Consider the following 13,405-nt stretch of genomic DNA (forward strand, 5'->3'; position numbering starts at 1 on the left):
GCATTATCCCGCCAGCAAACCGGGGCGATGCGCGCGCACGGTTCCCACAGTAATACCCCAGTTCCGCTTGACGTTGTTACGGATGTGACTAATGTGGCGCAAGTGCACAACTATCTTTCACTCTCCAGGACCGTCGTTGCGGCGGTGTGCGCTGCCGGTTTGCTGGTGACCGGAGGCGTCGCTAAGCAAACTGCCTCTGCGCAGTCCTCGTTCCTCGACCCGCTGGGCCGGCCGACGCCCGAGACCGTCGCGCGCGTCAACGCGTTCGCAGATCAGCCTCACGTCCCGCAAAAGGTGGGCAACGCGCTGCGCACCGCGGTGCAGTTCTACGCGGGTGGCGACGAGATCGGCGGCCCGCCACTGCCTGCCGATGCCCCACGGTTCACCCAGTTCTACTGGCCCACCGTCTCCGGCAACTGCATCGGCAAGGGGCTGCACTCCACCGCCTCCGCGATCGCGGTGCCCGGACCCGCCGAGTCCCCCGCCCCGGGTGCGAAGGCCGGCCAGACCACCTTCGTCTTCACCGCACTGGGCACCCCCGCGGCCGCGAAGGAGCAGGGCGGCATGAAGGTGTACTGGATCAACCTGGCGAACTTCCGCACTGGCGTAACGCCGTTGGGCAACAACGGGATTAACCCGACAGGACCGGCCACCCTGTCCGCGACCGCGGACACGGGCTCTGGGCGGGTTCTGGCAGTCGTTGACGGGAGTGTGCGCACCGTCGACAAGGTCTGCCCCTTCGCACCGACCGCCGCATCGATTGACGTGAGGTAACCCCATGGCCGCCGATCTACACCCCGTGAAGCAGGAGACGTTCGACACCGCAGCGAACATCAACACCGACCCGAAGGGCTTCTTGCGCGAGGTGGACACGTTCCGCGTCACCGACTTCGGCCTTTACATGGGCCGCGGCGCGGATCACCCGGAGTTCGGCTACCTGGAGAGCTGGCTACTGCCGGAGCTCGGGCTGCGCGCCAACATCTTCCACTACCGCGAGGGCGCCGAGCGGGAGCAGGACTTCTACTTCGACGTCGCCGACATCGACGTCGACGGTGAGGTGTGGAGCACCCGCGACCTCTACGTCGACCTGGTGTCGCTGACCGGCAACCCCATCGATGTTCTCGACATCGACGAGCTCGCCGCCGCCACCTCCGCAGGTTTCATCACCGCCGAGGACGCGGAGAAGGCTATCGACGTCACGCTGGCCGCCGTCGAAGGCATCACCCGCCACGGCGACGACGCCATGGAATGGCTGCGCGCCCAAGGCATCGAACTGACATGGGCCGACAACGTGGAGCTGACACCGGCCAGTTAATTCACCTTCCGTTAACCCCACCCGCCGCTGCGACGGGTGGGGTTTTTACGTTGCGCAAATATCATTCACTTTTTCTATAACCGAGCAGCTATCTCGATTTCGAACAAATACAACGATTGACGTGCGAATTTACAGGACCATTCAAATTCGCTGAAAAATCACTGGGCATAAAACGCAAAATACTTTCCCAAAGCAATGTGAACTAGGTGACACGTGCGGTACGTTGTGTTCAACCTGATTCACGTCGTGTTTACCAAAACGGTGTCGTGTGCAGGGGCCGCCGGATACTTCCGGCACCATTGCCCGCCTTGGGCAACCGTCGCAAAGCACACTGCGAACGGACGACCTACGAAAGGAACTGACCATGAGCAAACGCCTCCGCGTCGCGGCTCTCGCCGGCCTCTCCTCCATCTCCCTCGTCCTCGCCTCCTGCTCCTCGGACGGAAACTCCGAGGGAACTGCCGCAGGTGGCGGCCAGGACACCGCAAACACCCAGGCTGACAAGTCCGGCGACAACGGCGAGAAGCTCGAAGTCAACGCCGCGGGCGACTACAACCCGCTCGAGCGCGACCAGATCCAGGACGGCGGCGAACTCACGCTCGCGATCACCGAGATCGCCGAGCAGCAGAATATGTTCCACGCGAACATGAACCTGTACACCCGTTCTCTGTGGACGAAGTACAACCCGGTGCTTTCGCTTTTCGACGGTGACGGCACCTACCACCCGAACCCGGCGTACCTCACCGACGTCCAGGATGAGACCGTCGACGGCAAGACCGTGGTCACCTACACCATCAACCCGGAAGCCAACTACAACGACGGCACCCCGATCGACTGGACTGCCTACGAGAACACCTGGAAGTTCAACAACGGCAGCAACCCGGACGTCCAAGTTAACTCCACCGACGGCTACGAGCTGATCGAGTCCGTGGAGCGCGGCGAGGACGACAAGCAGGCCGTAGTCACCTTCAAGCAGGCATACCCATGGTGGGAAGGCCTCTTCGACTCCCTGGTTCCGCCGCAGGTCAAGGACGCCGACACCTTCATGAACGCCTACCTCAAGCAGGTCCACCCCGAGTGGGGCGCAGGCCCGTTCAAGGTGGAAAACGTCGACTTTGAAGGCGGCACCGCCTCCTTCGTGCCCAACGAGAATTGGTGGGGCGAGAAGCCGAAGCTGGACAAGATCACCTACCGCCAGATGGAGGATCAGGCGTCCCTGAACGCGTTCCGTGCAGGTGAGCTCGACGCCACCGGCGTCGGCACCCGCGACCGTCTGGCTACCGCGAAGGAGATGGGCGACGCGGTGGAGATCCGCACCGCGCTGCGCCCGTCGACCTACCTCATGACCATCAACTCCACCGCCCCGGGCCTGGAAGACATCAAGGTGCGCGAGGCCATCATGCGAGGCATTGACCGCGAGCAGCTGGCCGCGATCCGCTTCCAGGGCCTGGGCTACACCGAGGACCTGCCGGGCTCGTTCAACCTGTTCCAGACCCAGGACGGCTACGAGGACAACTTCGGCGAGGTTGTCCAGTACGACCCGGAGAAGGCGAAGGAGCTGCTGAAGGAAGCTGGCTACGACGAGGCGAACCCGCTGTCGGTGCGTTACGTCACCCTCGGCGACTCCCCGATGGTTCAGGCCACCACCTCCGCCCTGCAGGCAATGCTCCGCAACATCGGCATCGACGTCCAGGTGGAGGAGCGCCCGAGCTCCGACTTCTCCAAGGTCACCGCTGAGCGCGACTTCGACCTGTTCATGTCCGGCTTCAGCTCCTCGGACCCGTTCGGTGTGGCCTACTTCGGCCAGATCTACGCGTCGGACTCTGAGCTGAATAAATCCGGCACCGGCACGCCGGAGATGGACAAGCAGATCGAGGAGCTGCAGCAGATCCCGGATGCAGACGAGCAGATCAAGCGCGCCAACGAACTGGAGAAGGAAGCTCTGGAGCAGTTCGGCATCATGCCGTACGCGAACGGCCCCGAGATCGTGGCTGTGAAGAAGGGGCTGGCCAACTACGGTGCCAACTCGTTCGCAGTCCTGCCGATCGAAAACGTGGGCTGGGCAAAGTAAGTCCCCCGCCTACGAACTGGTGAAACACCCGCGATGAGTGTGAGCCCGCCCAGCGTGAGCGTTGGGCGGGCTTCCGCACTTGCATCGCCGAACACCTCCTGCACACCCGCTGACACCGGAACTGAGAGACCACATGTTTCGATACCTGTTCAGGAAGACGCTGAGTTGGGGCCTGATTGTTTTCTTGGCCACTAACCTGACCTACTTCCTCGCTAGCTTTTTCCTTGATCCGCGAGCCAACTACTTCGGTCGCCGCCCTCCCCTGCCCGAAGACCAAATCGACGCTTTGCTCGAGCCGTTGAACCTGAGCCCGAACACCCCGCTCATTGAGCGTTGGTGGACATGGCTGACCGGCATCCTCACACGCTGGGACTGGGGCAAATCCCCGCTCGGCGACTCGGTGAACGAGCAGGTCTCCTACCGCATCTGGGTTTCTGCCCAGCTGACGCTGTTTGCCACGTTGCTGTCCATCCTCATCGGCGTGGCCCTCGGCGTGTACACCGCTTCGCGCCAGTACAAGCGCGCCGACCGCGTGTGGCAGGGCATCTCGATTATCACCATGAACATTCACGTGGTTGTGGCGTCCATCGCCGTGGTGTGGTTCGGCCTCAAGGTCAACGAGTGGACCGGCAAGCGCATCTTCTACGTCACCGGCGCCTCCTCCCCGGGCGTTGAAGGATTCGGTGCGAAGATGGTGGATTACGCCCAGCACCTGGTGCTGCCCACCCTGTCGCTGTTGATCATTTCGTACGCTGGCTACCACTTCATGCAGCGCACGTTGTTGCTCGACAACCTGAATGCTGACTACGTGCGTACGGCTCGCGCGAAGGGACTGACCAAGGCGAAAGCGGTGCGTCGTCACGCATTGCGCACCTCCTTGATCCCGGTGGCGACTTCCGTGGCGTTTTCCGTGCCCGGCATCTTCACCGGCGCGGTGATGACGGAGCGCATCTTCGCCTGGCAAGGCATGGGCCAGTACTTCATCCAGACCATTGCGCGTAACGACGTCCACGGGGTCGTCGTCGTGGCCGCGTTCGGCGCCGCCATGACAGCTGTCTCCGCCATCCTGGCGGACCTCATCGTCGTCGCCCTCGACCCGCGCGTGCGCGTGAGCTAAGGAGCACCGATCATGGCACCGAATACCTCCAGCGGCGTATCCCGCAAATTGAAGGACCCCCGGGCGCACAGCTCGACCAAACTGGGCATGCACGCGAACATGCCGCTCAACGACCTCACCGCTATCTCCGAGACCGGCCGCCAGGCCGACGGCGTGAGAAGCGCGGAGCGCGATACTCCCCCACCAACCCCGAAGCAGGGCAACAGCATCGACGACCAACGGACGATGCGCGCGACGCGAAAGTCGAAGATCTACTTCCGCCGCTTCATGCGCAACAAGGCGGCGGTGATCGGTCTGATCATTTTCTTCCTGCTCGTCCTGCTCGCTGTCTTTGGCAAGTTCCTCAGCCCGTGGAACTACCAGGATCCGGACTTTCTGAACCTGTCCGTGCCGCCGTCGTCAGAGCACTGGTTCGGCACGACGGATTCCGGCAACGACCTGTTCGCCCAAGTCGTCCACGGCCTGGGCCGCTCGCTGACGATTGCTGTCCCCGCATCCATTGCCACCACCATCATCTCCGCGATCGTCGGCGCCGGCGCGGCGCTCTACGGCGGCAGCGTGGAAAAGGTTGTCCTGGCTGTCATCCACTTCCTGCTGGCCGTGCCGACCTTCCTCATCATCGCCCTGCTGGTCTCCGGCTCGGGCGGCGACTGGAAGGTGCTCACCGTCGTGCTCATCGCGTTCGGTTGGATGTACTCGGCGCGTGTGATCTGGTCGCTATCGTTGTCCATCCGCGAAAACGACTACGTGCGCGCCGCGAAGTTCATGGGTGTCTCCCGCCCGCAGACCATCGTGCGCCACGTCATCCCGAACGTCGCGTCGCTGTTGATCATCCAGCTCATGCTCGGCATCGTCTCCACCATCATGTCGGAGACCGCCCTGTCCTTCCTCGGCCTGGGCGTGAAGCTTCCCGACGTCTCCCTCGGCACGCTGCTGCAGACGGGCACGTCGACGCTGATCACCGCACCGTGGCAGTTCTACTTCCCGGCCCTGATCCTGACCCTGCTCACCGTGTCCATGGCGTTTATCGCAGACGGCCTGCGCGACGCGCTTGACCCGAACTCGAATTCCGGAGGTTCCGCAGCATGACAACCAGCATCCACAACCCCGGCGGCACAGGCTTCGGCGGCCCGGCGCCCGCGCCTACGGGCGACCCGGTGCTTGCCGTGCGTGACCTCCACGTCTCCTTCCCCTCGGAGGCAGGCGTGGTGCGGGCGGTGCGCGGCGTGGACTTCGACCTCTACCCCGGACGCACCCTCGGCATCGTGGGCGAGTCCGGCTCCGGCAAGTCCGTCACCTCGCTTGCGGTGATGGGGCTGCTCCCGGAGTACGCGAAGGTCACCGGGTCGGTGAAGTTCGGCGGCGACGAGCTGCTGGGCAAGTCCGACGCCGCGATGTCCAAGATCCGCGGCAACGGCATCGGCATGATCTTCCAGGACCCGCTGTCCGCGCTGACCCCGGTCTACGACATCGGCACCCAGCTGGTGGAGGCCATCCAGGCGCACAACAACGTCTCCAAGTCCAAGGCGATGGACCGCGCCGCAGAGCTGCTGGACCTCGTGGGCATCCCGGAGCCGAAGAAGCGCCTGCGCTCCTTTCCGCACGAGTTCTCCGGCGGCATGCGACAGCGCGTGGTCATCGCGATCGCCATCGCGAACAACCCGAAGGTGCTCATCGCCGACGAGCCGACCACCGCGCTGGACGTGACCATCCAGGCGCAGATCCTCGAGGTGATTAAGAAGGCGCAGCGCGAAACGGGCGCGGCTTGCATCATGATCACCCACGACATGGGTGTCGTCGCCGGCACCGCGGACGACGTGCTGGTGATGTACGGCGGCCGCCCCGTCGAGCGCACCGAGGTGCACGAGCTCTTCAGCAACCCGAAGATGCCGTACTCCGTGGGCTTGTTGGGCTCCACCCCGCGCGTGGACCAGCCGTCCAACGAACCGCTGACGTACATCGACGGCAACCCGCCGATGCTCATCGACGTCGCCGACCGCTGCCAGTTCGCACCCCGCTGCCCCATCGCCGTAGACGAGTGCTTGGCCAAAGAGCCGGCCCTGGTCCCGGACAAGGGCGACGACGATGAACACCTGGTCGCCTGCATCCGCCGCGATGAGATCATGGAGGGAAAAATCGACGGCAAGCCGCTCTTCCCGGCCCCGAAGCTGCCGGAGAACAAGTACGCGGGCATCCCGCGCGAGGACCGCGAGGTCACCCTCGAGGTGGAGAACCTCTACCGCGCCTTCCCGCTGACAAAGGGCGCGTTGGTCAAGCGCCGCATCGGCACCGTGGAGGCCGTGAAGAACATCTCATTCGACGTGCGCGCCGGCGAGTGCATGGCCATCGTGGGCGAGTCGGGCTCGGGCAAGACCACCACGCTGCTGGAGATCATGAACCTCGAGCCGGAGGCGGATTCCCGCATTGTCATCTGCGGCCAGGACGCGGCGAAGATGAACTCCGCGCAGCGCCGCGAAGCACGCAAAAACATCCAGATGGTCTTCCAGGACCCGATGAGCTCGCTCAACCCGCGCATGACTGTGAAAGAGATCATCCAAGAGCCGCTGGACGCCCTCGGCTACGAGGGCGACAAGGACGCCCGCATCTCCGAACTGATGCGCACGGTGGGCCTGGACGCGAAGCAGATCGACCGCTTCCCCGGCCACTTCTCCGGCGGCCAGCGCCAGCGCATCGGCCTCGCCCGCGCGTTGGCGACCAACCCGTCGGTGATCGTGTTGGACGAGCCGGTCTCCGCCCTCGACGTGTCCATCCAGGCCGGCGTGATCAACCTGCTGGATTCGCTCAAGCGCAAGCTGGGCCTGTCCTACCTGTTTGTCGCCCACGACCTGTCGGTGGTGCGCCACCTGTCGGACCGTGTGGCGGTGATGTACAAGGGCGACTTCGTGGAGTTCGGCGAAACCGACGACGTCTTCGACAACCCGCAGCACCCCTACACCAAGGCGTTGTTGTCGGCGATTCCGATCCCCGATCCGGACGCGGAGCGTGCGCGCGAGCGCACGGTGTACAAGCCGGAGGAGGTCACACCCTCCTAACCTCCACGTCCACGGGGATTGCGGGCTGGAGCTTCTCCTGCTCGGCCCACATGTCCCACCAGGGCGCGTAGCCCGGGTCCCGCTTCAGGGCCCGGGCTTTTCGGGTTCTGGCGTCCGCGACAACCCGCAGCGTGTCCACGTCGCCGCGCGCTTTCGCCTTGCTTATCGACGCCTCCGTCACCGCGCCAACCCCCTCCACCACGAGATCCGCGCCGGGCACCAACGGCACCCATTCCGCGCGTCTATCCTGCTCCCAGTCCCAGCGCCAGAACCCGGGCGCCACCGGGTGAAGGACGTCGTCGGCGACCATCCGGGCGCCCTCGGCGAGCCCGCCCCAGCCGGGGTAGAAGTCGTCCAGGTGCACCACCCGGATGCCGAGGGCGGCGCCGATTTGGTTAGCGAGGGTGGTTTTGCCGGAGCCCGAGGGGCCGTCGATAAGCAGGGTGTACGTCATCGCACCGCCCACACCGGGCGAAGGTAGCCGGTCGCCCACGCGAGCGCGAGCGCGGCGAGCGCGACGGCGAGGCAGGCGGCCTTAACTACCCAGTCGCGGGAGTGCAGCGTGGATTCGCGCGCCCAAGATCGCTTGTTCGGCCCGCCGAAGCCGCGCGCTTCCATGGCGGTGGCGAGCTTGCCGGCGCGGCGCAGCGACATCACCAGCAGGCCAAACGACAGCGAGAACCAGTACTTGATTTTGCCCTGGTCGGCGATTCCGCGGGCGCGGCGGGAGCGGCGCATGGCGTCGAGGTCGTCGCGAAGCAGGGTGAGCATGCGAAGCGCTGCGACGGTGCCGATGACGAAGCGTTCCGGCAGGTGCAGCACCTGCGCGAGCCCGTCGCCGAGGTCGGTGGGGTCCACGTCCGCAGACAGCAGCACCACTGGCAGGGCGATCGCGAGCACGCGCAAGATCACGGCCCACGCCAACGACACCGACAGCTCGGTGACGTGCACAAGCCCCCACTCGAGGTAGGTGTCCCCGCCCGCCTGGCCGTAGAGCGCCATGGGGATGCCCGCCAGCGGCGCGATGAGCAGGATCGGCAGCGCGCGTTTGCAGAAGCGGCCGTAGCCCAGCCCGCACACGGGCACCATGAGCAGCGTGAACGCGAGTACGAAGGTGGCGGAGACCCAGTCGATAGTGAACATCAGCGGCGTGGTCAGAAGCACCAGGCCGAGGATGCGGGTGACGGGGTTGATGCCGCGCAGCAAGTTCATCGGCCCTCCTCCGCGTCCGAGCGTGCGAGGACGCGCTCGACGTGGTCGCCCAGCGAGGCGATGAACGCCTCGTCGTGGGTGATGGACATGACGGTCACGCCCTGCTCCGTCAGCTCGCGGATCAGGCCGACGAGCTCGACGAAGGTGCGGTCGTCCTGGCCGAACGTCGGCTCGTCCAGGATGAGCAACTGCGGGGCGTTGACCAGCGCGGTAGCCACCGACAGGCGCCGCTTCTCACCGCCGGAGAGAGTGAACGGGTTCGCGTCCACCAGGTGCTCCAGGCGCAGGCGGTGCAACAGGTCGTCGATACGCTCCTGTGGCGCGCCGGACAGCGCCATCTCCTCGCGCACGGTAGCGGTGACGAACTGGTGCTCCGGCTCCTGGAACACGTACCCGATGCGGCTGGTCAGATCCCTCGACGACCACTTGATCGACGGGGAGGTCAGCCCCTGCCGGATCGTCTCCGAGTACTGGACCTCGCCCTTTTCCGGCGGGGTCAGGCCAGCCAACACTTGCACCAGCGTGGTCTTTCCGGAGCCGTTCTCGCCGGTAATCACGGTGGAATACCCCTCCGGCGCGTGCATGGTGCGCGGCGGGCCGAAACGCGTGAGCACCTCCTGCGTTGCGACGGCCGCAGGTACTCCCCGTGGCACCTTCTTCGCGGGCGGCAGTGCCGGGGCGTCCGGCAGCTCGTCGGCGCCGATGCGGGAAAGACCCGTCTGGTCCAGTCGGTAGTAGGTCTGAACCACGTGCGCCCAGTGCTTCGGGCGGTGCTCCACCACGATCAAGGTGGCGCCGGTGCGCTGACAGACGCGGTCCACCGCAGCAATGACCTCGTCGCGCCCGCGCGGGTCTAAGTTAGCGGTGGGCTCGTCCAGGATGAGGATGTCCGCCCCCATCGCGATCACGCCCGCCAAAGCCAGGCGCTGCTTCTGACCGCCGGACAAGTGCGCGGTGCGGTGGTCCAGAGGGATGTCGAGGCCCACGGCGTCGAGGGCGCGCTGCACACGCGGCCATATTTCCTCGCGGGGTACGCCGAGGTTCTCGGCGCCGAAGGCGACGTCGTCGCCCACCCGCGACAGAATCGTCTGCGCCTCCGGGTCCTGCAGCACCATGCCGACGGTCCCGTCCACGTGTAGGGTGCCGGCGCGGCTGCCGTCCTCGGAGTCGTCGATAAGCTTGGCGATCACCGCAAGCAACGTGGACTTGCCCGAGCCCGAATCGCCGGTGATGAGCACCCGCTCCCCTCGCGCGATGTCGAGGTCAACGTTGGTAAACGCGGGCTGCGGGCGTGTCGCGTGCTGGTAGGAAAGACCCCGCGCCTGGATGGCCAGCGACATTTACGCGGCGTGGTTGAAGCGCTCGCGGCCAGCACCGAAGCGGTCCAGCGCACCGGTCTGCGCCAGCGCTTTGACCAGGTAGTAGGCCACCACGCCCGCGAGGACCGCGCCGGAGATGATCAGGCAGGTCAGGTAGATCAGGTTGTACTGCAGGCTCATGGCCAGGTTGGCGGAGGTGAACAGCTCCAGGATGAACGCGCCGATGCCCGCGCCGATGCCGGACAGCGCCGCCACGGACAGGTTGAAGCGGCGGTAGGCGAAGATGAGGAAGACCAGCTCCGCACCCAGGCCCTGCGCGAGGCCGGAGTACAGCGTCTCCGGGCCCCACTGGCTGCCCAGTACCGCGGAAACGGAGGCCGCGACAACCTCGACGAACAGCGCCGCACCCGGCTTGCGGATGATCAAGCCGCCGAGCACGCCGCCGATGAGCCAGATGCCCACGGCCAAACCGCCCAGGCCCGGGGTCAGGGTGTCCAGGGCCTTAAAACCGGCGTAGCCGATACTGTTCCACACCCAGAACAGCAGGCCACAGGCCACGCCGAGGACGGCGGCGGTGACAATGTCCACTACGCGCCAGGACTTGTTCTTTGGTGCGGCAGAGTTTGCAGGCGCAGTCATGTGCGAATCTTCCTTCCTATCGCCGGCATTACCCGGATCAGGTTCAACGGTTCGCCGAAGCGCTTCGGCATCTCAGCCACCGCGTTTTCCGCGGGAGCACCCGTGTGTAAAAACAGTTGCGCCAGATGATGCTACCTCATCGCGGAAATGCACCGTATGCTGGTCTGGTCTCCGCCCCCGACTCCCCAAGGAGAACCCCCACATGGCCGGTGGCCTACTCGCCCTGCTCGACGACGTCGCCTTGATCGCGCGCCAAGCCGCCGCGAGCATCGATGACGTTGCGGGCATGACCGCAAAGACATCTTCTAAGGCCGCCGGCGTGGTCATCGACGACGCCGCGGTGACCCCGCAGTACGTCGACGGGGTCACACCGGCGCGTGAGCTGCCGATGATCTGGCGCATCACCAAGGGCTCGCTGCGCAACAAGCTGGTCTTCATTTTGCCGGTCGCGCTGCTGCTCAACGCGTTCGCGCCGTGGGCGCTGACCCCGATTCTCATGCTCGGCGGCACCTACCTGGCGTTCGAGGGTGCGGAAAAGATCGCGCACAAGCTGTCCTCCAACGACGGCGAGGAAGCCGAGAAGGCGGCCAACAAGTCCGAACAGGACGAAGACGCGCTGGTCAAAAGCGCCATCCGCACGGACCTGATCTTGTCCACCGAAATCATGTTCATCTCCCTCGATGAGGTCAAGGATCAGTCGGTGTGGATGGAAGCCGCCGTGCTGATCGCGGTGGCGATCTTCATCACCATCGCCGTCTACGGTGCCGTTGCGCTGCTAGTCAAGATCGACGACATCGGCCGCGGCATGATCAAGCGCGGCAACGCCCCGAAGACCGGCCGCGCGCTGGTCAAGGGCATGCCGTACGTGCTCAACGCCATCGGCATCATCGGCACCGTGGCAATGCTGTGGGTGGGCGGCCACCTGCTCATCCGCGGCTTCGATGAGGTCTTCGGTTGGCACTGGCCGCACGACGTCATCGCCATGGGCCAGGAGGCGGTCGGCGGCGGCGCGCTGGGCTGGCTGGTGGAGACCGGCGTTTCCCTGGTGGCGGGCCTTATCGTCGGTTTCATCGTGCTGGGCGTGGTGCAGCTGGTGAAGAAGCTGCGCTAGCGCCTGCCTACAATTCCCTCCATGGCAGCCAAGCAGTACTCTCTCGCCCCGTCCACGTGGGGTGCCGGCGTGGAAGTCCCGGTGGACCACGTCTCGCAGGCCGCCCTCTTCTCCGATTTCGCGGGCCGCAAGGGCACCACGTACGTCGACGTTGTGTTGGAGGCGAACCCGCTGAACCGCTCGTGGCGGGTGCGCCGTCGCAGCGGCGGCGAGCTGCCTGGTCCCGTGCTCGGCGAGGTCGCGCCCGAGTGGCGCGCCCACTTCGACGAGGTGGAGCGCGTCCACTCATCGTTTCTGCAGCCCGCGACGGTGGCCGCGGTCAGCCTCAATGAAGACACGGGGCGTTTCGAGGTGCACGTGGTGCTGCCAGAGCCGCAGCTCGCGGTGCCCCGCAACAACGCGCCTGAGGAAGCCGCGGTGCTGCTGCCGGGAGACATGCTGGTCATCGACACTTCCGTCGGCGAATTCTCAGCCGATGAGCTTGCGGCCCGCTCCCCCGGCCAGTGGTTCGTGGGGCTTTTGCCTATCGACGCCACCGCGCTGGCCACCCTCGACGGCCGCGTCCTCGGCGCCGTTGCCGGGCCCGACGGTGAGGCCGTGCTGGAGTGGTTGGCCGACTTCCCGAACGGCGGGCTGTGGGCACGCGCGGTTGTCCTAGACGGCATGGCGGCCCTCGACGCCGCCGCCCCGGACGAGGGCACGGAGAACATCCCCGCCTTAAGTGCCGCGCCGCAGCGCCGCCCGGAGCCGTGGCAGCTCATCGACTTTCCCGGCGGCGGCTGGGCCGTCACCGTGGAGCGCGACTTCGCCACCGACCCGGCCGATGCGGTCAAGCCGAAGCACACCGCCCGCTACGTCTCCCTCGGCGGCGGCGCGCGCCCCGAGGACATCGCCGCGCCGACGGAGATGTTCGGCCGCGTGGACGAGCCTGGTGACACCGAGGCGCCGAAGCGACCGGAGCCGACCGCCGTCGCGGCGCAAAACACCCGGGACGGCTACCTCACCGAGGTAGAAAAGGTCCAGCTCAGGAGGAAAAATAGGAAGCGTCGGCGGGGCGGACGCCACCGTCGATAAGCGAAAGCTCCTAGGCTCGGACGTGGAACACTTCCAACAACCGAGGAGGCATGATGGCTGACAAGGGCCCCAACCCGTTTGTGGTGGACATTGAGAAGGCGACGCTGGATAACGATGCGTTCCGCGACACGCTGTGGACCGGCAAGAACCTGCAGCTGACCGTGATGACCATCCCGGTCGGCGGCGAAATCGGCGCCGAGATCCACGACGACCACGACCAGTTCCTCCGCCTCGAAGAAGGCGAACTGCGCGCACAGATCGGCCCGTCCGAGGACGACCTGGAAATCGACGAAGTGATCAAGGCAGACTGGGCTGCATTCGTGCCGGCCGGCAAGTGGCACAACTTTGTCAACGAATCCGACGCGCCGGCGAAGCTGTACTCCATCTACGCCCCGCCGGAGCACGCCCCCGGCACCCGCCACGAGACCAAGGCGGACGCGGATAACGACCCGCAGGAAACCGACGCTGTCTAAACGGCGGTGCTAAAGAGAGCC

At 65.6% G+C, this 13,405-nt stretch carries 13 protein-coding genes and 1 riboswitch; of the genes, 9 read left to right on the forward strand and 4 right to left on the reverse strand.

Going from position 1 to position 13,405, the window contains the following annotated elements; genetic code table 11:
• Nucleotides 1-102: 102 nt before the first annotated feature.
• The 6 genes from NUW87_RS04310 to NUW87_RS04335 all read left to right on the forward strand — a co-directional run bounded on the left by NUW87_RS04310 (nucleotide 103) and on the right by NUW87_RS04335 (nucleotide 7,556).
• Entirely contained in the window at nucleotides 103-774 is a 672-nt protein-coding gene (locus NUW87_RS04310; RefSeq protein ID WP_269027352.1) for an Rv1157c family protein, read from the forward strand.
• A gap of 4 nt (nucleotides 775-778) precedes the next feature.
• Complete coding sequence (locus tag NUW87_RS04315; protein WP_269027353.1) at nucleotides 779-1,315, forward strand: ribonuclease FAU-1 family protein; 537 nt, start codon at nucleotides 779-781, stop codon at nucleotides 1,313-1,315.
• Nucleotides 1,316-1,679: 364 nt separating this feature from the next.
• A complete protein-coding gene (locus NUW87_RS04320) occupies nucleotides 1,680-3,386 on the forward strand; it encodes an ABC transporter family substrate-binding protein (protein ID WP_269027354.1) in 1,707 nt (568 codons plus the stop codon).
• 133 nt (nucleotides 3,387-3,519) lie between these two features.
• Nucleotides 3,520-4,503 (forward strand): ABC transporter permease, encoded by a 984-nt coding sequence (locus tag NUW87_RS04325; protein WP_269027356.1) that lies wholly within the window; start codon nucleotides 3,520-3,522, stop codon nucleotides 4,501-4,503.
• A gap of 12 nt (nucleotides 4,504-4,515) precedes the next feature.
• Nucleotides 4,516-5,592 (forward strand): ABC transporter permease, encoded by a 1,077-nt coding sequence (locus NUW87_RS04330; RefSeq protein ID WP_269027358.1) that lies wholly within the window; start codon nucleotides 4,516-4,518, stop codon nucleotides 5,590-5,592.
• Nucleotides 5,589-7,556 (forward strand): dipeptide ABC transporter ATP-binding protein, encoded by a 1,968-nt coding sequence (locus tag NUW87_RS04335; RefSeq protein ID WP_269027360.1) that lies wholly within the window; start codon nucleotides 5,589-5,591, stop codon nucleotides 7,554-7,556. The genes NUW87_RS04330 and NUW87_RS04335 overlap by 4 nt, the downstream gene beginning before the upstream one ends.
• Here NUW87_RS04335 and NUW87_RS04340 read toward each other — a convergent pair.
• The 4 genes from NUW87_RS04340 to NUW87_RS04355 form a co-directional block, all read right to left on the reverse strand.
• Complete coding sequence (locus tag NUW87_RS04340; RefSeq protein ID WP_269027425.1) at nucleotides 7,543-8,010, reverse strand: nucleoside/nucleotide kinase family protein; 468 nt, start codon at nucleotides 8,008-8,010, stop codon at nucleotides 7,543-7,545. The genes NUW87_RS04335 and NUW87_RS04340 overlap by 14 nt on opposite strands.
• On the reverse strand, nucleotides 8,007-8,768 hold the full coding sequence (locus NUW87_RS04345) for an energy-coupling factor transporter transmembrane component T family protein (protein ID WP_269027362.1): 762 nt from the start codon (nucleotides 8,766-8,768) through the stop codon (nucleotides 8,007-8,009). Before NUW87_RS04345 ends, NUW87_RS04340 begins: the two co-directional genes overlap by 4 nt.
• A complete protein-coding gene (locus tag NUW87_RS04350; protein ID WP_269027363.1) occupies nucleotides 8,765-10,108 on the reverse strand; it encodes an ABC transporter ATP-binding protein in 1,344 nt (447 codons plus the stop codon). Before NUW87_RS04350 ends, NUW87_RS04345 begins: the two co-directional genes overlap by 4 nt.
• Entirely contained in the window at nucleotides 10,109-10,726 is a 618-nt protein-coding gene (locus NUW87_RS04355) for an ECF transporter S component (protein ID WP_269027364.1), read from the reverse strand.
• A riboswitch (TPP riboswitch) is annotated at nucleotides 10,723-10,840 on the reverse strand. (Overlaps the previous gene by 4 nt.)
• 88 nt (nucleotides 10,841-10,928) lie before the next feature.
• Between NUW87_RS04355 and NUW87_RS04360 the strand changes: the two genes are divergently transcribed.
• From NUW87_RS04360 to NUW87_RS04370, 3 genes are read left to right on the forward strand one after another with little or no spacing between them, the layout of a single operon-like run.
• The gene (locus NUW87_RS04360) at nucleotides 10,929-11,837 is read left to right on the forward strand and encodes a DUF808 domain-containing protein (protein WP_269027365.1); all 909 of its coding nucleotides are present in this window, start codon (nucleotides 10,929-10,931) and stop codon (nucleotides 11,835-11,837) included.
• A gap of 21 nt (nucleotides 11,838-11,858) precedes the next feature.
• Nucleotides 11,859-12,911 carry a hypothetical protein gene (locus NUW87_RS04365; protein ID WP_269027367.1) on the forward strand — a complete coding sequence of 351 codons (1,053 nt, stop codon included), beginning with the start codon at nucleotides 11,859-11,861 and terminating at the stop codon, nucleotides 12,909-12,911.
• A 53-nt stretch (nucleotides 12,912-12,964) separates the two neighbouring features.
• Nucleotides 12,965-13,384 (forward strand): cupin domain-containing protein, encoded by a 420-nt coding sequence (locus NUW87_RS04370; RefSeq protein ID WP_269027426.1) that lies wholly within the window; start codon nucleotides 12,965-12,967, stop codon nucleotides 13,382-13,384.
• The last annotated feature ends 21 nt before the right edge of the window (nucleotides 13,385-13,405 follow it).

It is taken from the genome of Corynebacterium pilbarense (assembly GCF_026930265.1).
Taxonomy (GTDB): Bacteria; Actinomycetota; Actinomycetes; order Mycobacteriales; family Mycobacteriaceae; genus Corynebacterium; species Corynebacterium pilbarense.

Coding starts and splice junctions, on each gene's coding strand:
- NUW87_RS04315 (WP_269027353.1), top strand. CDS start 779: ATGGCCGCCGATCTACACCCCGTGAAGCAGGAGACGTTCGACACCGCA.
- NUW87_RS04325 (WP_269027356.1), top strand. CDS start 3,520: ATGTTTCGATACCTGTTCAGGAAGACGCTGAGTTGGGGCCTGATTGTT.
- NUW87_RS04345 (WP_269027362.1), bottom strand. CDS start 8,768: ATGAACTTGCTGCGCGGCATCAACCCCGTCACCCGCATCCTCGGCCTG.
- NUW87_RS04335 (WP_269027360.1), top strand. CDS start 5,589: ATGACAACCAGCATCCACAACCCCGGCGGCACAGGCTTCGGCGGCCCG.
- NUW87_RS04340 (WP_269027425.1), bottom strand. CDS start 8,010: ATGACGTACACCCTGCTTATCGACGGCCCCTCGGGCTCCGGCAAAACC.
- NUW87_RS04360 (WP_269027365.1), top strand. CDS start 10,929: ATGGCCGGTGGCCTACTCGCCCTGCTCGACGACGTCGCCTTGATCGCG.
- NUW87_RS04350 (WP_269027363.1), bottom strand. CDS start 10,108: ATGTCGCTGGCCATCCAGGCGCGGGGTCTTTCCTACCAGCACGCGACA.
- NUW87_RS04320 (WP_269027354.1), top strand. CDS start 1,680: ATGAGCAAACGCCTCCGCGTCGCGGCTCTCGCCGGCCTCTCCTCCATC.
- NUW87_RS04365 (WP_269027367.1), top strand. CDS start 11,859: ATGGCAGCCAAGCAGTACTCTCTCGCCCCGTCCACGTGGGGTGCCGGC.
- NUW87_RS04330 (WP_269027358.1), top strand. CDS start 4,516: ATGGCACCGAATACCTCCAGCGGCGTATCCCGCAAATTGAAGGACCCC.
- NUW87_RS04355 (WP_269027364.1), bottom strand. CDS start 10,726: ATGACTGCGCCTGCAAACTCTGCCGCACCAAAGAACAAGTCCTGGCGC.
- NUW87_RS04370 (WP_269027426.1), top strand. CDS start 12,965: ATGGCTGACAAGGGCCCCAACCCGTTTGTGGTGGACATTGAGAAGGCG.